Annotated in this window: 18 protein-coding genes; 17 read left to right on the top strand and 1 reads right to left on the bottom strand. The window is 54.1% G+C overall.

The features are described from left to right. Positions 1-68 precede the first annotated feature (68 nt). Positions 69-2465, bottom strand: coding sequence for a penicillin-binding protein 1A (locus KEM39_RS00285; protein ID WP_118997006.1), 2397 nt, complete (start codon positions 2463-2465; stop codon positions 69-71). Positions 2466-2617: 152 nt separating this feature from the next. On the opposite strand from KEM39_RS00285, the gene pilM reads away from it, so the two are divergent. From pilM to KEM39_RS00200, 17 genes are all read left to right on the top strand, one after another. Then, positions 2618-3733, top strand: coding sequence for a type IV pilus biogenesis protein PilM (gene pilM / locus KEM39_RS00280; RefSeq protein WP_118997007.1), 1116 nt, complete (start codon positions 2618-2620; stop codon positions 3731-3733). Between the two features lie 2 nt (positions 3734-3735). Next, positions 3736-4335 (top strand): PilN domain-containing protein, encoded by a 600-nt coding sequence (locus tag KEM39_RS00275; protein WP_211709446.1) that lies wholly within the window; start codon positions 3736-3738, stop codon positions 4333-4335. Further along, positions 4336-5007 (top strand): type 4a pilus biogenesis protein PilO, encoded by a 672-nt coding sequence (locus KEM39_RS00270; protein ID WP_118997008.1) that lies wholly within the window; start codon positions 4336-4338, stop codon positions 5005-5007. Positions 5008-5024: 17 nt separating this feature from the next. Continuing rightward, positions 5025-5570: a pilus assembly protein PilP gene (locus KEM39_RS00265; RefSeq protein ID WP_025457992.1), complete on the top strand. Its 546-nt coding sequence runs from the start codon at positions 5025-5027 to the stop codon at positions 5568-5570. A gap of 17 nt (positions 5571-5587) precedes the next feature. Then, positions 5588-7780 carry a type IV pilus secretin PilQ gene (gene pilQ / locus KEM39_RS00260; protein ID WP_118997009.1) on the top strand — a complete coding sequence of 731 codons (2193 nt, stop codon included), beginning with the start codon at positions 5588-5590 and terminating at the stop codon, positions 7778-7780. A 147-nt stretch (positions 7781-7927) separates the two neighbouring features. After that, on the top strand, positions 7928-8440 hold the full coding sequence (locus KEM39_RS00255) for a shikimate kinase (protein WP_025457994.1): 513 nt from the start codon (positions 7928-7930) through the stop codon (positions 8438-8440). A gap of 11 nt (positions 8441-8451) precedes the next feature. Continuing rightward, positions 8452-9531, top strand: coding sequence for a 3-dehydroquinate synthase (gene aroB, locus KEM39_RS00250; protein ID WP_025457995.1), 1080 nt, complete (start codon positions 8452-8454; stop codon positions 9529-9531). Positions 9532-10342: 811 nt separating this feature from the next. Continuing rightward, positions 10343-11185 carry a class II glutamine amidotransferase gene (locus KEM39_RS00245; protein ID WP_211709445.1) on the top strand — a complete coding sequence of 281 codons (843 nt, stop codon included), beginning with the start codon at positions 10343-10345 and terminating at the stop codon, positions 11183-11185. Positions 11186-11214: 29 nt separating this feature from the next. Continuing rightward, positions 11215-11679 (top strand): transcriptional regulator NrdR, encoded by a 465-nt coding sequence (locus KEM39_RS00240; protein ID WP_118997011.1) that lies wholly within the window; start codon positions 11215-11217, stop codon positions 11677-11679. A 32-nt stretch (positions 11680-11711) separates the two neighbouring features. Beyond that, positions 11712-12821, top strand: a complete 1110-nt coding sequence (gene ribD / locus KEM39_RS00235) for a bifunctional diaminohydroxyphosphoribosylaminopyrimidine deaminase/5-amino-6-(5-phosphoribosylamino)uracil reductase RibD (protein ID WP_025457998.1) — start codon at positions 11712-11714, stop codon at positions 12819-12821. 87 nt (positions 12822-12908) lie between these two features. Continuing rightward, entirely contained in the window at positions 12909-14216 is a 1308-nt protein-coding gene (locus tag KEM39_RS00230) for a nucleotide sugar dehydrogenase (RefSeq protein ID WP_118997012.1), read from the top strand. Between the two features lie 57 nt (positions 14217-14273). Next, positions 14274-15695 carry a lipopolysaccharide biosynthesis protein gene (locus KEM39_RS00225; RefSeq protein WP_211709444.1) on the top strand — a complete coding sequence of 474 codons (1422 nt, stop codon included), beginning with the start codon at positions 14274-14276 and terminating at the stop codon, positions 15693-15695. After that, positions 15692-16762 (top strand): glycosyltransferase family 4 protein, encoded by a 1071-nt coding sequence (locus KEM39_RS00220; protein ID WP_118997014.1) that lies wholly within the window; start codon positions 15692-15694, stop codon positions 16760-16762. The genes KEM39_RS00225 and KEM39_RS00220 overlap by 4 nt, the downstream gene beginning before the upstream one ends. Positions 16763-16781: 19 nt before the next feature. Next, positions 16782-17954, top strand: a complete 1173-nt coding sequence (locus tag KEM39_RS00215; protein ID WP_061726638.1) for a glycosyltransferase — start codon at positions 16782-16784, stop codon at positions 17952-17954. After that, entirely contained in the window at positions 17947-19188 is a 1242-nt protein-coding gene (locus KEM39_RS00210; RefSeq protein ID WP_118997015.1) for a NeuD/PglB/VioB family sugar acetyltransferase, read from the top strand. The genes KEM39_RS00215 and KEM39_RS00210 overlap by 8 nt, the downstream gene beginning before the upstream one ends. A gap of 137 nt (positions 19189-19325) precedes the next feature. Further along, a complete protein-coding gene (locus KEM39_RS00205) occupies positions 19326-20501 on the top strand; it encodes a DegT/DnrJ/EryC1/StrS family aminotransferase (RefSeq protein ID WP_118997016.1) in 1176 nt (391 codons plus the stop codon). 47 nt (positions 20502-20548) lie between these two features. Next, positions 20549-22459 (top strand): nucleoside-diphosphate sugar epimerase/dehydratase, encoded by a 1911-nt coding sequence (locus KEM39_RS00200; protein WP_118997017.1) that lies wholly within the window; start codon positions 20549-20551, stop codon positions 22457-22459. Positions 22460-22661 lie beyond the last annotated feature (202 nt).

The raw sequence follows: 22661 nt of genomic DNA, 5'->3' as shown, positions 1-22661 counted from the left end.
AAAAAATTGCCACTGCCAAATCTAAAATGCCGTCTGAAAGACTTTTCAGACGGCATTTTGCGGAGTCTTTAAAACAGGGAATCCAACTGCTGCTGTTTGGAATCCGTATTGCTCGGAAGTGCCGGCGTTTCCTGTACGTCCTGACGCGTTTCGTCAGATCTTCCCTGCTGTTCGTTTTCTACTGCCGCTTCATCATCTTCTTTTACCCGTCGGGAAGGTTGCGGCGCAATACCGCTGTTGTCCAGCATCAAGCCCGGATCGGTTACCATACGTTCCTTCATATAGTATTCGCCATTGCTGCTGACCACACCTTCAGGCATTTTCATCCCCTTGCCCTGCTTTCCTTTCAACGCAAAACGCATGTAGTCCACCCAAACCGGCACCGCAATCGTACCGCCGTAGCCGGCACGCCCCATACTCTTAGGTTTGTCGAAGCCGATATATACGGCAGTAACCACATCAGGGTTAAAACCGACAAACCACGCATCCTTATTATCATTGGTCGTACCCGTTTTACCGGCAATATCCGTTCTTCCCAACGCAGCTGCCCCCCTTGCCGTACCGACACGGACCACATCCTGCATAATCTTATACATAATATAGGCATTGCGCGGATCGATTGCCTGAGGCGCATTTTGCCCTGCCACCAAAGGTTGCATTTGGGCGCGCAACCTGCCGTCTCTGTCATAAATCTTATCAATCACGTGCGAAGAAACCCTATATCCGCCGTTCGCAAATACGCTATATGCCTCTGCCACTTTCAACGGCGTCGTCTCGCCCGTACCTAAAGCCATAGACAGGCTTGCCGGCAGCTCGGACGGTCTGAAGCCGAAACGCCGGATATACTGTTGCGCGTAACCGACACCGATAGACATCAAAATACGGATGGAAACCATATTCTTGGAAGCTGTCAGAGCCTGCCTTAAAGTGATATATCCCGAATATCTGCCGTCTGAATTTTTAGGTGTCCACACCGAACCGTTCGGCCCTTTCCCCGGCAGGGAAATCGGCGCATCGTTAACCATTGTGGACGCGGTCATCCCCTTAGATAATGCCGCCGAATAGACAAACGGCTTAAAGGTCGAACCCGGCTGCCGCATTGCCTGAACGGCACGGTTGAATGTCTTGCTGTGAAAATCATAACCGCCGACCAGCGCGCGCACCGCCCCGGTTTTTGCATCCAGCGAAACCAAAGCCCCCTGCAGCAACGGCTCTTGAACTACCGCCCAACGCCCGCCGTTGTTTTTGACACGGATGACCGCGCCCCTGCGGATACGGTCCTCCCCCATTTTCTCATTATCGACCGCGCGGGCCGCAAAACCCAAGGCGCGCCTGTCAAGCGTAACCCGCCTGCCGCCGGGCAGCTGTATAACGACATTTTTCTTTTTGGTAACATCCAACACAACGGCGGGAACCATTTTATCGACGGTATAGAGTCCCGACAGATACTGGCTGACAGTCTCCTCGACATCTTCACTCTTACTCAAATCGATATAGTTTTCCGCACCGCGGTAGCTGCTGCCGCGATCGAAATTCCGTAGAGCCTTGCGCAATGCCTCGGTTGCCGCCTTCTGATGATCGGTGCGGACCGTGGTATAAACCTTAAAACCCTGCGTATAGGCATCTTCACCGTATTTCTCATACAGTTCCTGACGCACCATTTCCGCCACATATAAAGCACTCTGATCGATTTTCTGAACAAACCGCTCGTAATGCAGCTCCTCATTCAACGCCTGATCGCGCTGTTGCACGGTAATCATCTTCTCCTCGAGCATATTGTTCAAAATATACTTCTGGCGCAACTTGGCACGTTCCGGATTAACAATCGGATTATAGGCAGACGGGGCCTTAGGCAGTCCCGCAAGCATGGCGGCTTCCGCCAAAGTTAAATCTTGGACATTCTTATTGAAATAGATTTGCGCGGCAGATGCAAAACCATAGGCGCGCTGACCGAGGTAAATCTGATTGAAATACAACTCGAGGATTTTGTCTTTGCTTAAAGACTGCTCGATTTTATAGGCAAGCAACGCCTCATTGAATTTTCGTGTGAACGTTTTTTCACTGCTCAAATAAAAATTTTTCGCCACCTGCTGTGTAATCGTACTCGCACCCGACTGCATGCTGCCGGACACGACATTGCCGACGGCAGCGCGGGCAACGCCCCAAACATCTACCCCCCAATGCCGGTAAAAGCGTTTATCCTCGGCGGCGATAACCGCATTCCGCAACACCTCGGGGAAATCGCCGATTTTTGTAAATTCGCGCCGCTGCTCCCCATACATACCGATGACTTCTCCATCCGCCGAATAAATAGTCAACGGCATTTTAGGCTGGTAATGCTGCAAAGAATCCAAAGACGGCAGTTTCGGATACGTTACCAAAATAGCAATGGCAACCAGACCCACTCCAAATACACAAAACCCAAAAACCAAACCAAAACAAGTCGTTATAATCTTTTTAATCATAGCTGAAATGATAATTTACCATTATTGGTATTAAATAAAGTAAAATAGCAGCCGATTTCTACAAAGCACGGTTTCAATGTGCAAAGAACAAGAAATCCATTACGGATACCGAAACGGTTACTCACTGTACAAATAAAGCAGGAACTTTCATCATGCGCTTGTTTAAAAGCTTGAAAAACCCTAAAAAAACAGATGCCAAGCTCCCTAAAAAATCTTCGGGACTCAATAACCGCGCGGCAATCGGCATCGATATAGACCAGCATTCCATTAAAATGGTCCAATTGTCAGGACGTAGTTTAAACCAAATTCAATTGGAAAAATACGTCATTGCCAAATTACCAAAGAATATCGTTCAAGGCAATAAAGTCCAAAATTACGATCAACTTGTTACATATTTACAACAAGCCTATGCCAAACTGGGTACCTCGTGCAAAAACATCATCGCGTCCGTCCCGCAAAATCTGGCAACCATCGAACAATTGACCTACACGGCCAAAGATGCAGAATTGGACCTGCAGGGGTTCGTGGAGTCCTCCATCTCCGAAGTCAGCTCGATATCGCTCGAAGAAGCCAATTACGACTATCAGGTCTTGTCCCAATCGGCCGCCGGAGAAGCTATTTTGGCCGTCGCATCGAGAAAGGATGAAATCGAACCCCTGATTGACGCATTCAACGCCGCCGGTATGAAATTATCCGCGCTTGATGTGGACATTTTCGGACAATACAACGCCTACGCACTGTGGATAAACCATTTCTCCCCTGAGCTTACAGCCGAAAAAGTCGCCATTTTCGGCGTATATGCCGCACAAACCTACGCCTTGGTCATCCAAGACGGAAAAATCCTATACAAACAGGAAACCTCCGTCAGCGAAGAACAGCTCAACCAACTCATCCAGCGCACCTATCAGGTAACAGAAGAAAAAGCGGAAGAAATCATCAACTCCCCGCAAAAACCTTCCGATTACCAAGAAAGCGTGGCAAACCATTTCAACCAGCAGATTACCCAAGAAATACAAAGGGTCTTGCAGTTTTATTACACCACGCAGACCGCAGACGATATGACCGACATCAAACATATCCTGCTGACCGGGGAAGCGGTGCGCCAGGAAGGCATCGCCCAAACCGTCGCCTCGCAAACCAATGCGGATGTACAATGCGTCCATCCCGCGCGTTATTTTGCGGACGACCTTAAAACAGACAAACAACAATTCGAACTTGATGCGCCGACACTGACCAGGGCGTTCGGTTTGGCGGTACGGGGATTATAATTATGAACAATTTAATCAAAATCAACCTCCTCCCCTACAGGGAAGAGATGAACAAGCGCAAACAGCAGCAATTTAAAACGCTGATGTACGGTGCCGTGCTGACAGGCGTTGCCGCCGTTGCGGCAACCTACCTGTTTATCGACAATATAATCAATACCCAGTCGGAAAGAAACACGCTGCTGGAAACCTCCATCGCACACTTGGATACCGAGCTGTCGGAAATACAAAAGCTCAAACAGGAAAAAGATGCCTTCCTGATTAAGAAAAACAAAATCGAGGAGCTCCAGCTCAAACGCCTCCAAGCCGCAAAAATCCTCGACAGCCTGAATGAGGCCATTCCCGAAAGCACCTACCTAACCTCGCTGGATGCCGTTACCGCCGACTCTTATCGGCTCAGCGGCAGGACATCCAGCGACAACCGCGTTGCCGCCATGATGAGGGCGATGCCCAATACCGGCATATTCAAACAACCCGAATTGTTAAGCATCAAGAAAAACAATTCGTATCAAGAATTTACCCTTCAGGCAACATTACAATCTATCGTAAAGGCGGCCGAATCCAAAGAGAATCCGGCTTCGGGAAACGCACAGGAGGCAAACTGAATGGCTTCTAAATCATCTAAAACCAACTTGGATCTCAACAACCTTCACCTGCTCAACCTTCCTGCCAGGCTTTTTATTGCCCTGCTGGTCGTTGCCGCCATGCTGGGGCTCGGTTATGCCGGATTGTTCAAAAGCCAGATGGAATCCCTTGAGGAATATGAAGCAAAAGAAACCGAACTGAAAAACACCTACAAACAGAAAAGTATCGACGCGGCCAGCCTGAACAACCTGAGGGACGAACTTGCCTCAATCCGCTCTGCCTTCGATATCATGTTGAAACAGCTGCCGACAGATGCAGAAATTCCCAATTTGGTTCAAGAACTTCATCAGGCAGGTTCGAGCAACGGTCTGCGCTTGGACAGCGTTATGCCCCAACCTCCCGTAGATGACGGCCCCATCAAAAGATTACCCTATTCCATTTCCATTACCGGAAATTACGAACAGATCAGCCAATTTACCCGCGATGTCGGCAGTCTCTCCCGAATCATTACCCTCGAGTCGCTGAAAATCGCCCAATCTCCGGAAAACGGCGGCAATCCTGACGGCAAGAGCAGCATCCTGAACCTCAGTGCCATTGCCACCACCTACAAAGCAAAATCCGTAGAAGAGCTTGCCGCAGAAGCCGCACAGCAGCAGGTCGCAGAAGCGGCACAAAATGCCGAGCAAAAATAACTTACGTTAGGGAAACCATGAAACACTATGCCTTACTCATCAGCTTTCTGGCTCTCTCCGCGTGTTCCCAAGGTTCTGAAGACCTAAACGAATGGATGGCACAGACGCGACGCGAAGCCAAAGCAGAAATCATACCTTTCCAAGCACCTACCCTGCCGGTTGCGCCGGTATACAGCCCGCCGCAGCTTACAGGGTCAAACGCATTCGACTTCCGCCGCATGGAAACCGCCAAAAAAGGGGAAAATGCCCCCGACACCAGCCGTGCCAAAGAAACACTGGAAAAATTCAGTTTGGAAAATATGCGTTATGTCGGCATTTTGAAGTCCGGACAGAAAGTCTCCGGCTTCATCGAGGCTGAAGGTTATGTCTACACTGTAGGTGTCGGCAACTATTTGGGACAAAACTACGGTAGAATCGAAAGCATTACCGACGACAGCATCATCCTGAACGAGCTGATAGAAGACAGCACTGGCAACTGGGTTTCCCGTAAAGCAGAACTGCTGTTGAGTTCTTCCGACAAAAACACCGAACAAGCGGCAGCACCTGCCGCAGAACAAAATTAAGAAGGGGATTAATCCATATGAATACCAAACTGACAAAAATCATTTCCGGCCTGTTTGTCGCAACCGCCGCCTTTCAGACGGCATCGGCAGGAAACATTACAGACATCAAAGTTTCCTCCCTGCCCAACAAACAGAAAATCGTCAAAGTCAGCTTTGACAAAGAGGTTGTCAACCCGACCGGCTTCATCACTTCGTCGCCCGCGCGCATCGCCTTGGACTTTGAACAAACCGGCATTTCCATGAATCAACAGGTACTCGAGTATGCCGACCCTCTGTTGAGCAAAATCAGTGCCGCACAGAACAGCAGCCGTGCGCGTCTGGTTCTGAATCTGAACAAACCGGGTCAATACAATACCGAAGTACGCGGAAATGAAGTTTGGATTCTCATCAACGAATCGGACGATACCGTGTCCGCCCCCGCCCGCCCCGCCGTAAAAGCCGCGCCTGCCGCACAGGCTGCCGCACCGGCAAAACAACAAGCCGCCGTACCGTTTACCGAGTCCGTAGTATCCGTATCCGCTCCGTTCAGCCCCGCAACACAACAAACGGCGGCTGTACAGGCAAAACAAACCAATATCGATTTCCGCAAAGACGGTAAAAATGCCGGCATTATCGAATTGGCGGCATTGGGCTTTGCCGGGCAGCCCGACATCAGCCAACAGCGCGACCACATCATCGTTACGCTGAAAAACCATACCCTGCCGACCGCGCTCCAACGCAGTTTGGATGTGGCAGACTTCAAAACACCGGTTCAAAAGGTTACGCTGAAACGCTTCAATAACGACACCCAGCTGATTATCACAACAGCCGGCAACTGGGAACTCGTCAACAAATCCTCCGCGCCCGGATACTTTACCTTCCAAGTCCTGCCGAAAAAACAAAACCTCGAGTCAGGCGGCGTGAACAATGCGCCCAAAACTTTCAAAGGCCGGAAAATCTCCCTTGACTTCCAAGATGTCGAAGTCCGCACCATCCTGCAGATTTTGGCAAAAGAATCCGGGATGAACATTGTTGCCAGCGACTCCGTCAACGGCAAAATGACCCTCTCCCTCAAAGATGTGCCTTGGGATCAGGCTTTGGATTTGGTTATGCAGGCGCGCAACCTCGATATGCGCCAACAAGGGAACATCGTCAACATCGCGCCCCGCGACGAGCTGCTTGCCAAAGACAAAGCCTTCCTGCAGGCGGAAAAAGACATTGCCGATTTGGGTGCGCTGTATTCCCAAAACTTCCAGTTGAAATACAAAAACGTAGAAGAATTCCGCAAAATCCTGCGTTTGGACGAAATCGACAGCACCAACTCACGCAACACACTTTTGAGCAACCGTGGCAGTGCATTGATCGACCCCTCCACCAACACTCTGATTGTTACCGATACCCGCAGCGTCATCGAAAAATTCCGCAAACTGATTGACGAATTGGACGTGCCCGCGCAACAAGTGATGATTGAGGCGCGTATCGTCGAAGCGGCAGACGGCTTCTCGCGCGATTTGGGCGTTAAGTTCGGCGCGACAGGCTTGAAAAAGCTGAAAGATGGAGACAACCACGCATTCGGCTGGGGTGTGAACTCGGGTTTTGAAGGCGAAAAAGGCAGATGGTCAGCCCAAACTAGCATCAACCTGCCGATTGCCGCTGCCGCAAACAGCATTTCGCTGGTGCGTGCGATTTCCTCCGGCGCGTTGAATTTGGAATTGTCCGCATCCGAGTCGCTCGAAAAAACCAAAACGCTTGCCAATCCGCGCGTACTGACCCAAAACCGCAAAGAGGCCAAAATCGAATCCGGTACGGAAATCCCCTTCCAAGACACTTCAAATTCGGGCAGCAGCAGCACGACGACTACAACCTTCAAAAAAGCCGTCTTGGGATTGACCGTTACGCCGAACATCACACCCGACGGGCAAATCATTATGACCGTCAAAATCAATAAAGACACGCCTGTCGACTGTACCGTGAAAGATGAAACGACCAAGTGTATCCAAACCAAAAACCTGAATACGCAGGCTATGGTTGAAAACGGCGGCACATTGATTGTAGGCGGCATTTATGAAGAAGAAAACGGTAATACGCTGACCAAAATCCCCTTGTTGGGCGATATTCCCGTCATCGGCAACCTGTTCAAAACGCGCCAAAACAGCCAAAACCGTCGCGAACTGCTGATTTTCATTACTCCGAGAATCATGGACACGGTCGGCAGCAACCTGCGTTATTAATCCGTAAAAAAGGGCATATGTTTTACAGCATATGCCCTTTTTTTATCTAAAATCCAACATCCGTCAAAATACCGCCTGAAACTGAATTCCCATCCCGATACACCTTAAGCCCCTACCAGTCCTGCCAATATCGTTTAAAATTACGCCATGAAAAATTTTACCGACAAACTTATCCTCATCGGGCTGATGGGTGCTGGCAAAACCACTCTGGGCAGACAGGTTGCCCGCTCCCTAAATTACCGCTTTTACGACTGCGACCATGAAGTTTCGGCAGCCGCCGGCGTTTCCATCCCCACCATATTTGAAATGGAAGGCGAACAGGGATTCCGTTCGCGCGAAACCGCCATGCTCAAAAAGCTGGTTATCCTGCCCCATATCGTCCTGTCCACCGGCGGCGGCGCGGTGTTAAAAGAAGAAAACCGCGCCCTTATCCGCAAAAGCGGCACGGTCGTCTATCTGCACGCCCCACCCGAAACCCTGCTCGAACGCACGCGCTGCGACAGTAGCCGCCCCCTTTTACAAGTTGCCGATCCCTTGGGCAGATTGCGCGAACTCTACACCGCACGCGACCCGCTTTACAGGCAAACCGCCGACTTCACCGTCGAATCGGGAAACTGCCGGCAAACCATACAAACCCTGCTCAACCTTTTATCCGAATAAAAAACCGACGAATGAAAACACTGAACGTACACGCACCTTCGCACAGCTACCCCATCTTTATCGGCAACGGGCTGCTGCCTCAGGCAGGAAGCCTGCTCAAACCGCATTTGGGCAAACGCGCTGCCATCATCACCAACGAAACCGTCGCCCCGCTCTACCTCGGCACGCTTCAGACGGCATTGGATACGGCAGGCGTATCCCATTTCAGCATTATCCTGCCCGACGGGGAAATATATAAAAATTGGCAGACGCTCAACCTTATTTTTGACGGACTGATTCAAAACCGCGCCGAACGCAAAACCACGCTGATTGCGCTGGGCGGCGGCGTTATCGGCGACATGGTCGGCTTTGCCGCCGCCACCTACCAGCGCGGTGCCCCATTCATTCAAATACCGACTACGCTGTTAAGCCAGGTTGACTCATCGGTTGGCGGCAAAACCGCCATTAACCACCCGCTCGGCAAAAATATGATCGGCGCGTTTTACCAGCCGCAGGCGGTACTTGCCGACTTGGATACGCTGCACACCCTGCCCGTCCGCGAATTGTCCGCCGGTATGGCGGAAGTCATCAAATACGGCGCGCTCGGCGACATCGGTTTTTTTGAATGGCTGGAACAAAACATATCCGGACTGATGACGCTCGATAAAGAAAAACTCGCCGAAGCCGTGTACCGCTGCTGCCAAATGAAGGCAGACATCGTCGCACAGGACGAAACCGAACAAGGCATACGCGCATGGCTCAACCTCGGACACACCTTCGGACACGCCATTGAAACCGAGATGGGTTACGGCACTTGGCTACATGGAGAAGCCGTCGCCGCCGGCTGCGTGTTGGCGGCGCGTTTGTCCGAACAACTGGGCAACATCTCCGCCGCAGATACCGCACGGCTCGCCGCCCTGTTTGAAGCCGCCAGACTGCCGTCCGCACCGCCCGTGTTCCCATTCGAAAAATGGCTCGAACATATGAGCCACGATAAAAAAGTCAGCGGCGGCATCATGCGCTTTATCGGATTAAAGAGGCTGGGAGAAGCCGTCATTACCGAAATCACTGATACGGACATCCTCCGGCGCACCCTGCAACCGTATCTCTGATTAGCCATACCGATGCCGTCTGAAGGGCGTTCAGACGGCATCGGCTTTACCGGTGTGTTGCCGCGCGGGTTTGACGCACGATGATAACTTTCCATCATCATTCTCCGTAAAAGCGGGCATCCGGTTATCCCATATTGCAGGGATTTATCCGGAATAACGACAACCCTGTCGCCGTCATTCCCGCAAAAGCGGGAATCCAGTCCGTTCAGTTTTGGTCATTTCCGATAAATTCCTGTTGCTTTTCATTTCTAGATTCCCACTTTCGTGGGAATGACTGCGGAGGGTTTTTTGTTGTTTCGGAGAAGTTTCTGCAACCCTAAAATCTTGTTATTTCCACAAAAAACAGAAAACCGAAACAGCAACTTAAAACCCCGTCATTCCCGCAAAAGCGGGAATCCAGTCCGTTCGGTTTCGGTCATTTCTGATAAATTCCTGTTGCTTTTCATTTCTAGATTCCCACTTTCGTGGGAATGACGGCGGAAGGGTTTTGGTTTTTCCCGATAAATTCTTGAGGCATTGAAATTCTAGATTCCCGCCTGCGCGGGAATAACGGATTTTAGGTTTCTGTTCTTAGTTTTCTGTTTTTGCGGGAATAATGGGGAAAATGACGGCTCAAAAGTTACGGAACGAAAAACAACCGAAACCGGACAAGTCGGATTCCCGCCTGAGCGGAAATGGCGGAATTTTAAGTTTCCGTCTTTGTTTTCCGTTTTCGCGTGAACAATGGAGGAACAAGCCGTATTTCAGACGGCATTTTCAGTTCGGGGTATAATCCGAATACTTGCGACCATCTGAATCATTTGGACAAACTATGTGTCAACTGCTGGGCATGAACTGCAATACGCCGACCGATATTATGTTTTCCTTTGAAGGCTTCCGCCGCAGGGGCGGCATTACCGACCATCACGCCGACGGTTTCGGCATCGGCTTTTTCGAAGGCAAAGGCGTGCGCCTGTTCCACGACGACAAACCCAGTGCCAATTCCCCCGTCGCCGACCTCGTGCGCGCCTACCAGATTAAATCGGAAAACGTCGTCGCCCATATCCGCAAAGCATCGCAAGGACAAACCTCGCTGGCAAACACCCATCCCTTTATGCGCGAAATGTGGGGCGGCTACTGGCTGTTTGCCCACAACGGGCATTTGGTCGACTTCTTTCCTGAACAGGGAGAATTTTTCCACCCCGTCGGCACAACCGATTCCGAACGCGCGTTCTGCCACATCCTCAACCGCCTCCGCACCCGCTTCGACACACGTCCTGACGACGAAACCCTGTTCGACGCCATTGCCGGGCTGACGCACGAAATCCGCAAGTTCGGGCTGTTTAACTTTATGCTTTCAGACGGCATTTCCCTGTTTGCCCACGCCAGCACGCTGCTGCACTACATCGTCCGCCAAGCCCCGTTCGGCAAGGCACGCCTGCTCGACGACGATGTAATGGTCGATTTTGCCGAAGTAACCACGCCGGACGACCGCGTTGCCGTTATCGCCACCCTGCCGCTGACCCGCGACGAATCATGGTCCCAACTTACCGTGAACGAACTGGTCATGTTCCGCGAAGGCAAAATTATTTTAAACGACCGACCCCGTAACCCCGTCTATATGAGTGCCGAAGAAGGCCTGGAAATCGCACGCGCAGCCGGCGTATCGGTTTGACGTTCAGACGGCATCAGTGAGGAAATACCATGAAATGCCCGTTTTGCAGCCACCCAGACACCCGAGTTGCCGATTCCCGCCTGATGGAAGAGCGCAATACCGTCCGCCGCCGCCGCCACTGCCCCAGCTGCGGCAAACGCTTCGGCACACTCGAAACCGTCGAACTCAAAATGCCCGCCGTCATCGGTCCGGACAAAAAACGTTCGCCCTTCAATGCACAACGTCTCCGCAACGACCTGACCGCCGCCGCCCGAAAATCCGCCCTGACACCCGAACAGATTGACGAAACCGTCCGCCTGACGGAACACAGGCTCTACACTTCGGGTCTTCGCGACATCCCCTCTGCCGAACTTGCCGACATGGTGCTAAAAGAGCTGCTTGAGCACAACACGGAAGCCGCCGTCCGCTTCGCCGCCCTGCACAAACGCTTCGACAGCACGGAACATTTCGCCTCGTGGCTGGCGCAAGCCGTCAAAACAGGCGGCAAAACCTGATTCTCCCCAACCCATACTGATACGGTATCCCCATGTTTTCGGACACAGATACATCCATGATGCAAAAAGCCCTCGACCTTGCCGCTTTGGGGCGTTTTTCCACTTCGCCCAATCCGCGCGTCGGCTGCGTTATCGCACACGGCAGCCAAATTGTCGGGCAGGGCTTCCACGTCAAAGCGGGCGAACCCCATGCCGAAGTCCACGCCCTGCGTCAGGCGGGCGAAATGGCACAAGGCGCGACCGCCTTTGTTACCCTCGAACCGTGCAGCCATTACGGGCGTACCCCGCCCTGTGCCGAAGCTCTGCTCCGTTCCGGCGTAACACGCGTCGTTGCCGCCATGCGCGACCCCAACCCGCTGGTTGCAGGCAAAGGGCTTGCCCTGCTCGAAGCAGCGGGCATCAAGACGGAATGCGGGCTGCTTGAAAACAAAGCACGCGAACTCAACCGGGGATTTTTATCGCGCATCGAACGCCGCCGCCCCTTCGTCCGCCTCAAATGCGCCGTTTCGCTGGACGGCAAAACCGCGCTTTCAGACGGCAGCAGCTTTTGGATTACCGGCAAAGAAGCGCGTGCCGACGTACAGGTTTTGCGCGCCGAAAGCTGCGCGGTGCTGACCGGCATCGGCACTGTGTTGGCGGACAATCCCCAACTCAACGTCCGCGACTTCCCAACCCTGCGCCAACCCGCGCGCATCGTGTTAGACAGCCGCCTGCGCCTGCACCCGTACAGCCATTTGGTTACCGACGGACAATCTCCGACCTACATCGCCACCTTGGAACGCGATGAAGACAAACTCCGCCCCTATCGGGAACACGCACACATCCGCATCCTGATGCCGTCTGAAACGGCAGACGGCAAAATCGACCTGCACCACCTGATGCGCCTCCTTGCCGACGAAGGTTTCGGCGAAATCATGGTCGAAGCAGGCTCCGAACTCACATCCGCATTTTTGGCAGAAGACCTGGCAGACGAAATCGTGCTGTACCGTTCGCCCAAAATCCTCGGCATCGGCAAAGACCTGTTTTCCCTGCCCGAGAACCACGCCGCCCTTTCCGCACCGCCCTTGTGGACACCCGTTTCCACCGAAATCCTCGGACACGACATCAAAACCGTGTTCCGAAAAAACGATAACGTTTTTTGACGGATTCATGACAATTTCACTATATAATACCAAGATGAAATAACATTCTTCAGACGGCACTGCCGTCTGAAACGCCGTGAGGACAATATGAAAGACCAGCTTATCCGAAAATTTGCAGACCAGACCGCCGTCATCGGCATCGTCGGTTTGGGCTATGTCGGACTGCCGCTGATGCTGCGCTACACCGATGCCGGCTTCCGCGTCCTCGGCTTCGACATCGACACCTTCAAAACCGGCAGCCTCAATTCGGGCAAAAGCTATATCGAACACATCCCTTCCGAAAAAATCGCAGCGGCACGCCGAAAAGGTTTTGAAGCCACTGACGACTTTTCCCGGATTGCCGAAGCAGATGCCGTCATCCTGTGCGTTCCGACCCCACTGAACAAATACCGCGAACCCGACATCAGCTTCGTTACCGGCACCACCGACGCAGTCAAACCCTACCTGCGCGCCGGTCAGGTTCTGTCGCTCGAATCGACCACCTACCCCGGCACGACCGAAGAAGAACTGCTGCCGCGCGTCGAGGCAAGCGGTTTGAAAGCCGGTAGAGACATCTTCCTCGTCTATTCGCCCGAACGCGAAGACCCGGGCAACCCCAATTTTGAAACGCGCACCATCCCCAAAGTCGTCGGCGGACACACGCCCGCCTGCCTCGAAGTCGGCATCGCGCTGTACAGCCCCGCCATCGACCGCGTCGTCCCCGTCAGCTCGACCAAGGCCGCCGAACTGACCAAGCTGCTGGAAAACATCCACCGCGCCGTCAACATCGGTCTGGTTAACGAAATGAAAATCGTCGCCGACAAAATGGGCATAGACATCCACGAGGTCATCGATGCCGCCGCCACCAAGCCCTTCGGCTTCGTCCCGTATTACCCCGGTCCCGGCCTGGGCGGGCACTGCATCCCCATCGACCCCTTCTACCTCACATGGAAAGCACGCGAATACGGCGTAAACACGCGCTTCATCGAACTGGCGGGCGAAGTCAATTCCCATATGCCCGACTACGTTATCGGCAAAACCGCCCTCGCTCTCAACGGCATCAACCGCTCCGTCAAAGGCAGCAAAATTCTGATTCTGGGCATTTCCTACAAAAAAAACGTGGACGACATGCGCGAAAGCCCCTCGGTGGAAGTGATGGACAGGCTGCACAAACTGGGGGCGGACATCGCCTATTCCGACCCCCATGTCGCCGTTTTCCCCCATATTCCCGGACACCACTGCTTCAACCTTTCCAGTACCCCGATTACGGCAGAAACGCTGGCAGGCTTCGACTGCGTGGTACTGACCACCGACCATGACAAATTCGACTACCCGCTTATCGCCGAACACGCCAAACTCATCGTCGATACGCGCGGACGCTTCCGCGACGGCAGCCCGAAAGTCGTCAAAGCCTGATAGAGAAAGGTTTCAGACGGCATTGGAGAGTATCCCGATGCCGTCTGAACATTTGAAATGGACACAAAAAAAATCCTCGGCTACGCGGCAGGTTCGCTCGGCAGTGCGGTTTTGGGCATAATGACCCTGCCGCTTCTGTCGTGGTACTTTCCTGCCGCCGACATCGGACGCATCATACTGATGCAGACGGCGGCAGGCTTGGGCATATTGGTTTTGGGCATGGGTTTGGATCAGGCATACATCCGCGAATACTATGCCTCCGCCGACAAAGACACTTTGTTCAAAACCCTGTTCCTGCCGCCGCTGCTGTCGGCCGCACTTGCCGCCGCCTTTCTGCTTTCCCGTCCCAAAATGCCGTCTGAAATCCTGTTTTCGCTCGACAGCTCCGCCGTCGGCATCGGGTTGATGCTGTTTGCACTCACCATTTTGCCCATCCGTTTTTTATCACTGATTTTGCGTATGGAGGAACGTGCGTTTGCCTTTTCTTCCGCACAACTCATACCGAAGCTCGCCATCCTGCTGCTGTTGCCTCCGGCTGTCGCACTGCTGCATTTTCCGGCGCACACGGCAACCCTGACCGCCGTTTACACGCTGGCGAACCTCGCCGCCCTCGCCCTGTTGCTGTTTCAAAACCGATGCCGTCTGAAAGCCGCATGGCGCGCACCGTTTTCATCCGTCGTCCTGCATCGCGGCCTGCGCTACGGCATACCGCTCGCACTGGGCAACCTCGCCTACTGGGGACTGACTTCTGCCGACCGCTTCTTTCTGAAAGGATACGCCGGATTGGAACAGCTCGGCATATACTCGATGGGGATTACCTTCGGTGCGGCGGCACTGGTGTTCCAAAATATTTTTTCAACGGTCTGGACGCCGCATATCTTCCGCATGGTCGAAGAAAATGCCCCGATGCCGCACATTTCGGCAACCGCAGAATCCGCCGCCGCGCTGCTTGCCGCAGCCGTCTGCCTGACCGGTATTTTTTCACCTTTGGTTTCCGTCCTGCTGCCTGAAACCTATGCGTCCGTCAGGTTTATCGTCGTATCGTGCATGTTGCCGCCGCTGTTTTACACGCTGACCGAAATCAGCGGTATCGGTTTGAATGTCGTCCGCAAAACACGGCTGATTACGCTTGCCAACCTGACCGCGCTGTCGGCAAACCTGCTACTGTTGAGGCTGCTCGTGCCGTCTGAAGGCGCGCGCGGTGCGGCGGTTGCCTGCGCCGCCTCATTCTGGCTGTTTTTTTTTTTTAAGACAGAAAGCTCTTCCCGCCTGTGGCAGCCGCTCAAACGCCTGCCGCTTTATATGCACACATTGTTCTGCCTGACTTCTGCGACACTCCACGCCTGTTTCGGCACACGGGAAAACCATCCCCTGTTCGCCGCCGTATGGGCCGTATATTTGGCAGGCTGCATCCTGCGGCACAAAACAGAATTAAACCGCCTGTTTTGCCGTCTGAAAAACATGGGTTCTACATCATGAAAATCGTTTTGACCACTTCTATGGCGGGTCTGGGCGGCACGGAAAACGCCACCTTCCGCCTCGGCCGGCTGCTCAGGCAGCACGGACACGACATCATCCTTGCCTCTTCGGACGGACCGTTGCTCAAAGAGGCGCAAGCCTTGGGCATACGTTGGCAACCCGTCGATTTCTATCGCGGCGGCCTTTTCGGCTACCTCAAAGGCATGATTGCCTACGCCCGAATGCTGCGGCGCGAACAACCCGACATCATCCACTGCCAAATGGCGCGCATCGTGCCCGCCTGCGCCGTTGCCGCCAAAATCGTTTCGCCGAAAACCAAAGTGTTCTACCACGCACGCGGGCTCAACCCCGAAACCTATCCGAAAATCGCCCGGCTGTTCGACCGTTTGGGCGTGTACATCATCGGCAACTGCAAACACGAGCGCGACAAACTCATCCGCTACGGTTTTCCCGCCCACCGCATCACTTATACCTACAACGCGCTGCACCGTCCCGATTCCGTTCCCGAAAAAACCGCCAAAGGCTGCGTTATGCTCGGCACGCTGTCGCGTCTGGACACTGTCCGCGCCGTGCATCTGATGCTGGACATTTTCAAAAAAATGGTTGACCGCGATATGCCCGTACGCCTGAACGTGGCGGGCATAGGCGAAGAAATGGACAATTTGAAAGCACAGGCGGAACGTCTGGGCATAGACGGCAAAGTTACCTTCCTCGGTGGCGTGCGCGATTTGACCGCCTACTTCAAAGACGTGGATATTTTGGTGAACACGCCCCACTGCATCGGCGACCACGGCGCAGGTGTGGGCAACAACATCTTGGAAGCAGGACTTTACGACACGCCCGTCGTTACCTACGATATGGCGGGCATTTCCGAAATGGTCGTCAACGGGGAAACGGGTTACTGCATCCCCTTCGGCGACGAAGAAGCCTTTATCGCCGCCGTAGACACGCTCGTCAGACAGCCGCTGTTGCGCGAAGCAATGGGCAAAAGGCTGCACGCACACGTCGCCGCACTCTGTTCCGACGACGAAATCTACCGTACCACCATGGCCGCCTATACCATGTAATGCCGTCTGAAAGCCGCCGATGAACATTACCATAGTCGCCCCCTACTGCTCGCTGCCGTCCGAACCGTATTTCAACCGCTTTTGGTATCTGGCAGAACGATTGTCGCAATCGCACGACGTGTTGCTGATTACCAGCCGTTTCCGCCACTACGACAAATCCTTCAGACGGCATGAAGATGCTGCCGCCATTTCAAACGGCAGGCTGCGCGTCAAGCTGCTGGACGAACTCGGCTACCGAAAAAACGTCTCCCTCGCCCGCGTCGCCAGCCATCGCGTATTCGTCCACAATTTGGCACGCTGGCTGCACAGCCCGCAGGCGGCGGAACAGGACATCGTCTATTCCGCCTATCCACTGATGGCGACCAACCTGCTTTTAGGCAGGCATAAAGCGCGTTTGGGCTACAAACTGATTATCGACGTACAGGACGTATGGCCGGAGTCCTTCTCCTCGGTCGTACCGTTTTTGAAAAAAATCCCCCACAACCTGCTGCCCTTTGCCGACCGTGCCGATTGCGCCTACCGCTGCGCCGACGCATTGGTCGCTGTATCGCAAACCTACCTCGGCCGCGCCCGCGAGGCACGTCCCGACGTCCCCGCCGAAACCGTCTATATCGGCGCGGATTTCGCCGCCATAGCATCCGCACCCGCACACCGTTTCGACACGGTCAAAACCCGTTTCTTCTATTTCGGCACGCTCAGCCACAGCTACGATGTCGATACTGCCTGCAGGGGGATACAGAAACTTCTGGACAGCGGGAAAAACGTCGAACTGCACATCATGGGCGGCGGCCCCGACCTAGAAAAGCTGAAACAGCATGAAAACCACGCCATCAAGTTTTACGGCTACCTCCCCTACGCCGAAATGATGTCCATCGCCAAAGGCTGCGACATCGCCGTCAACGCCATCCATAGCCACGCCATGCAGTCGGTTACCAACAAACTTTCCGACTATATGGCATTGCAAAAACCCGTGCTGAACAGCCAGACCAATGCCGAAGTCCTCGGTCTCTTGAACCTGCTGCCGCACGAAAATTACCGTTCCGGCGACGTGGACAGCTTCGTTCAAGCCGCCAAAGATATTTTGAAACGCAAAAACGACCCCGTTCAGTCCGATGAAATCGTCCGCCGTTTCAGGCGCGACATTTCCTATCGGAAAATCGTCAACCTGATTGAAAGATTGGCAAATGAGTAAAGCCGTCAAACGCCTGTTCGACATCATCGCATCCGCATCGGGGCTGATTGTCCTCTCACCCGTTTTCCTGATTTTGGCGTACCTCATCCGCAAGAATCTGGGTTCGCCCGTCTTCTTCATTCAGGAACGCCCCGGAAAGGACGGAAAACCTTTTAAAATGGTCAAATTCCGTTCCATGCGCGACGCGCTTGATTCAGACGGCATTCCGCTGCCCGACGGAGAACGCCTGACACCGTTCGGCAAAAAACTGCGTGCCGCCAGCCTGGACGAACTGCCCGAACTGTGGAACGTCCTCAAAGGCGACATGAGCCTGGTCGGCCCCCGCCCGCTGCTGATGCAATATCTGCCACTGTACGACAACTTCCAAAACCGCCGCCACGAAATGAAACCCGGCATTACCGGCTGGGCGCAGGTCAACGGGCGCAACGCCGCCTCATGGGACGAACGCTTCGCATGCGACATCTGGTATATCGACCACTTCAGCCTGTGCCTCGACATCAAAATCCTACTGCTGACGGTTAAAAAAGTATTAATCAAGGAAGGGATTTCAGCACAGGGCGAAGCCACCATGCCTCCTTTCACGGGGAATCGCAAACTTGCCGTTATCGGCGCGGGCGGACACGGCAAAGTCGTTGCCGAGCTTGCCGCCGCACTCGGCACATACGGCGAAATCGTTTTTCTGGACGACCGCGCCCAAGGCAGCGTCAACGGCTTCCCCGTCATCGGCACGACGCTGCTGCTTGAAAACAGTTTATCGCCCGAACAATTCGACGTCGCCGTCGCCGTCGGCAACAACCGCATCCGCCGCCAAATTGCCGAAAAAGCCGCCGCACTCGGCTTCGCCCTGCCCGTTCTGGTTCATCCCGACGCGACCGTCTCGCCTTCTGCAACAGTCGGACAAGGCAGCGTCGTTATGGCGAAAGCCGTCGTACAAGCTGACAGCATATTGAAAGACGGCGTGATTGTGAACACTGCCGCCACCGTCGATCACGACTGCCTGCTTGATGCTTTCGTCCACATCAGCCCGGGCGCGCACCTGTCGGGCAACACGCATATCGGCGAAGAAAGCTGGATAGGCACGGGCGCGTGCAGCCGCCAGCAGATCCGTATCGGCAGCCGCGCAACCATTGGAGCGGGCACAGTCGTCGTGCGCGACGTTTCAGACGGCATGACCGTCGCGGGCAACCCGGCAAAGCCGCTGCCGCGCAAAAACCCCAAGACCGGGACGGCATAAGCGATTAAAATAAACCTCCATACAAACCGATTTTGACAACACCTGCAGCGTGCGACCGATTCATCGGAACACGCAAAACCCCTCCATCAGACGGCATATTGTCAGAAATGCCGTCTGAACCCGACGGACCAAACACCATGCTGAACACCTCCCTCTCCCCGTGGCCCTGCTTTACCCAAGAAGAAGCCGATGCCGTTTCCAAAATCCTGCTGTCCAACAAAGTCAATTACTGGACGGGCAGCGAATGCCGCGAATTTGAAAAAGAATTTGCTGCTTTCGCCGGCACGCGGTACGCCGTCGCCCTTTCCAACGGCACGCTGGCACTCGATGTCGCGCTCAAAGCAATGGGCATAGGCGCGGGCGACGATGTGATTGTTACTTCGCGCACCTTCCTCGCCTCCGCGTCCTGCATCGTGAACGCAGGCGCAAACCCCGTGTTTGCCGACGTGGATTTGAACAGCCAAAACATCAGCGCGGAAACCGTCAAGGCTGTGCTGACCCCGAATACCAAAGCGATTATCGTGGTTCACCTTGCCGGTATGCCTGCCGAAATGGACGGCATCATGGACTTGGCAAAAGAACATGATTTGTGGGTGATTGAAGACTGCGCCCAAGCTCACGGCGCAAAATACAAAGGCAAATCCGTCGGCTCTATCGGACACGTCGGCGCATGGTCGTTCTGCCAAGACAAAATTATGACCACCGGCGGCGAGGGTGGTATGGTTACGACCAACGACAAAACCCTGTGGGAAAAAATGTGGGCGTACAAAGACCACGGCAAAAGCTACGATGCCGTGTACCACCGCCAACACGCCCCCGGTTTCCGCTGGCTGCACGAAAGTTTCGGCACCAACTGGCGTATGATGGAAATGCAGGCTGTCATCGGCCGCATCCAGCTCAAACGCATGCCCGAATGGACTGCCCGCCGTCAAGCGCATGCCGCCAAACTGGCTGAAAGCTTGGGCAAATTTGCCAGCATCCGCTTGGTTGAAGTCGCAGACTACATCGAACACGCGCAATACAAGTTCTACGCCTTCGTCAAACCCGAACACCTCAAAGACGGCTGGACGCGCGACCGCATCGTGAACGAACTGAACGCGCGCAAAGTCCCCTGCTATCAAGGCAGCTGCTCCGAAGTCTATTTGGAAAAAGCCTTCGACAACACGCCTTGGCGACCGAAAGAGCGTTTGAAAAATGCTGTCGAACTGGGCGACACCAGCCTGATGTTCTTGGTGCACCCGACGCTGACCGACGGCGAAATCGCGTTCTGCAAAGAACACATCGAAGCCGTATTGACCGAAGCCACACGATAACCCTTCAGACGGCATATGCCGTCTGAAAAACACACGCCGCCGACAACATGACTCTGGAAACCCTGCTTGCCCTACCGCGCAACATCAAGAAAATCTGTTTCCTCATACACGATTTTCTGATGATTTTCATTGCCTTTTGGTTTACCCAAAGCCTGAAGGCAGACTATTCCGAAGAATGGTTCAGCCTTGCCAACTGGCAGTCTTTCCTGCTGACCGCGCTTTTGACCGCCGCTCTGTTCGCCCGTCTCGGGCTGTACCGCGCCGTTACACGCTTTGTCAGTTTCCACGTCCTGACCACAGCCTTTGCCGGCAGCCTCGTCTCCGCCGTACTGTTTTTTCTCAATACGCTGATATTTGAAGAAAAATTGCGCCTCGCTCTGCCGATTGTCTATTTCTTACTGCTGTTTGTTTCCGTGACCGGCTCGCGTATGGTTTTGCGCGGACTGTTGTCCGAACACCCCAAAAAACAGATGATCCCCGTCATTATTTACGGCGCGGGGCGTTCGGGCAGACAGCTTCTCGAGGCCGTCAAACAAATGCGCGAATATTCCGCCGCCGCCTTTGTGGACGACGACCCCAAACTGTGGCACACCGTCATCTGCGGCCTTGCCGTTTACCGTCCCGACGACATCGCCGCCCTCATCGGACGCTGCGGCGTGAAAAAAATCCTGCTCGCCATCCCCGGCGCGACCCAGGCGCAACGCCGCAAAATCATCAGCAAACTGGAAGCCTATCCCTGCGAAGTGCTGACCATCCCCGGCATCAAAGACCTGATGGACGGCAAACTCAGTATCGGCACGCTCAAAAAAATCTCCGTATCCGACCTGCTCGGACGCGACCCCGTCACGCCCGACGACCGCCTGATGAATGCCGACATTGCCAGCAAAACCGTGATGGTAACCGGCGCCGGCGGTTCTATCGGTTCGGAACTCTGCCGCCAGATTATCCGCCGCCGCCCCGAAAAGCTGCTGCTGTTCGAGTTGTCCGAATTCGCCCTGTACGCCGTCGAAAAAGAATTGCGCGAATACTGCGCCCGAAACAATACCGATACCGAAATCCTGCCCTTCTTGGGCTCGGTGCAAAACCGCACGCTGCTCGCACGCATTATGACCGCCTGCCGGGTCTCCACCGTTTACCATGCCGCCGCCTACAAACACGTCCCCATGGTCGAATTCAACACCGTCGAAGGCATACGCAACAACATCTTCGGCACACTCGAGTGCGCGCTTGCCGCCACGGCATCGGGCGTAAGAACTTTCGTCCTCATCTCCACCGACAAAGCCGTCCGCCCCACCAACACCATGGGTGCCAGCAAACGCATGGCGGAACTCTGCCTTCAGGCACTCGCCGCCGAACCCGGACAAAAAACCCGCTTCAGCATGGTACGTTTCGGCAATGTTTTAGGTTCGTCCGGCTCCGTCGTCCCGCTGTTTGAAAAACAGATTGCCGAAGGCGGCCCGCTTACCCTGACCCACCCCGAAATCACACGTTATTTCATGACTATACCCGAAGCCGCCCAGCTCGTCATACAGGCAGGCGCGATGGGTACGGGCGGCGACGTATTCGTCCTCGACATGGGCGAATCCGTCAAAATCATCGACCTTGCCCGCCAAATGATTACCTTAAGCGGCCTCAAACCCAAAACACCCGAACAACCCGACGGCGACATCGAAATCCTCATTACCGGACTGCGTCCCGGCGAAAAACTCTACGAAGAGCTGCTCATCGGCAACAACGTCCGCAAAACCGGCCATCCGCGCATCATGACTGCCAACGAGACTATGCTGCCGTGGCACGAGCTCTCCGCCCTGCTCGACCGCATCCGTGCGGCCTGCGACCGTTACGACCAGCAGGCAATCCGCACCCTGCTCATCAACGCCCCGACCGGCTTTGCCCCGAGCGACGGCATCTGCGACCTGCTTTGGGTACGCGAAACACACAGAAAAAATGCCGTCTGAACCTTCAGACGGCATAACGTATAGTGGATTAACAAAAATCAGGACAGGGCGACGAAGCCGAAGACAGTACAAATAGTACGGAACCGATTCACTTGGTGCTTCAGCACCTTAGAGAATCGTTCTCTTTGAGCTAAGGCGAGGCAACGCCGTACTGGTTTAAATTTAATCCACTATACAAACCAACCTACCTTACACACACGGA

The organism is Neisseria sp. Marseille-Q1983, from assembly GCF_018224585.1.
Taxonomy (GTDB): domain Bacteria; phylum Pseudomonadota; class Gammaproteobacteria; order Burkholderiales; family Neisseriaceae; genus Neisseria; species Neisseria polysaccharea.
Note: the sequence above shows the minus strand (reverse complement) of the source record. Positions and strands in the feature narration are given on the sequence as shown.

Bases quoted from the DNA above. Each gene is read 5' to 3' on its own strand.
- KEM39_RS00285 (WP_118997006.1), bottom strand. From the start codon at position 2,465: ATGATTAAAAAGATTATAACGACTTGTTTTGGTTTGGTTTTTGGGTTT.
- pilM (WP_118997007.1), top strand. From the start codon at position 2,618: ATGCGCTTGTTTAAAAGCTTGAAAAACCCTAAAAAAACAGATGCCAAG.
- KEM39_RS00275 (WP_211709446.1), top strand. From the start codon at position 3,736: ATGAACAATTTAATCAAAATCAACCTCCTCCCCTACAGGGAAGAGATG.
- KEM39_RS00270 (WP_118997008.1), top strand. From the start codon at position 4,336: ATGGCTTCTAAATCATCTAAAACCAACTTGGATCTCAACAACCTTCAC.
- KEM39_RS00265 (WP_025457992.1), top strand. From the start codon at position 5,025: ATGAAACACTATGCCTTACTCATCAGCTTTCTGGCTCTCTCCGCGTGT.
- pilQ (WP_118997009.1), top strand. From the start codon at position 5,588: ATGAATACCAAACTGACAAAAATCATTTCCGGCCTGTTTGTCGCAACC.
- KEM39_RS00255 (WP_025457994.1), top strand. From the start codon at position 7,928: ATGAAAAATTTTACCGACAAACTTATCCTCATCGGGCTGATGGGTGCT.
- aroB (WP_025457995.1), top strand. From the start codon at position 8,452: ATGAAAACACTGAACGTACACGCACCTTCGCACAGCTACCCCATCTTT.
- KEM39_RS00245 (WP_211709445.1), top strand. From the start codon at position 10,343: ATGTGTCAACTGCTGGGCATGAACTGCAATACGCCGACCGATATTATG.
- KEM39_RS00240 (WP_118997011.1), top strand. From the start codon at position 11,215: ATGAAATGCCCGTTTTGCAGCCACCCAGACACCCGAGTTGCCGATTCC.
- ribD (WP_025457998.1), top strand. From the start codon at position 11,712: ATGTTTTCGGACACAGATACATCCATGATGCAAAAAGCCCTCGACCTT.
- KEM39_RS00230 (WP_118997012.1), top strand. From the start codon at position 12,909: ATGAAAGACCAGCTTATCCGAAAATTTGCAGACCAGACCGCCGTCATC.
- KEM39_RS00225 (WP_211709444.1), top strand. From the start codon at position 14,274: ATGGACACAAAAAAAATCCTCGGCTACGCGGCAGGTTCGCTCGGCAGT.
- KEM39_RS00220 (WP_118997014.1), top strand. From the start codon at position 15,692: ATGAAAATCGTTTTGACCACTTCTATGGCGGGTCTGGGCGGCACGGAA.
- KEM39_RS00215 (WP_061726638.1), top strand. From the start codon at position 16,782: ATGAACATTACCATAGTCGCCCCCTACTGCTCGCTGCCGTCCGAACCG.
- KEM39_RS00210 (WP_118997015.1), top strand. From the start codon at position 17,947: ATGAGTAAAGCCGTCAAACGCCTGTTCGACATCATCGCATCCGCATCG.
- KEM39_RS00205 (WP_118997016.1), top strand. From the start codon at position 19,326: ATGCTGAACACCTCCCTCTCCCCGTGGCCCTGCTTTACCCAAGAAGAA.
- KEM39_RS00200 (WP_118997017.1), top strand. From the start codon at position 20,549: ATGACTCTGGAAACCCTGCTTGCCCTACCGCGCAACATCAAGAAAATC.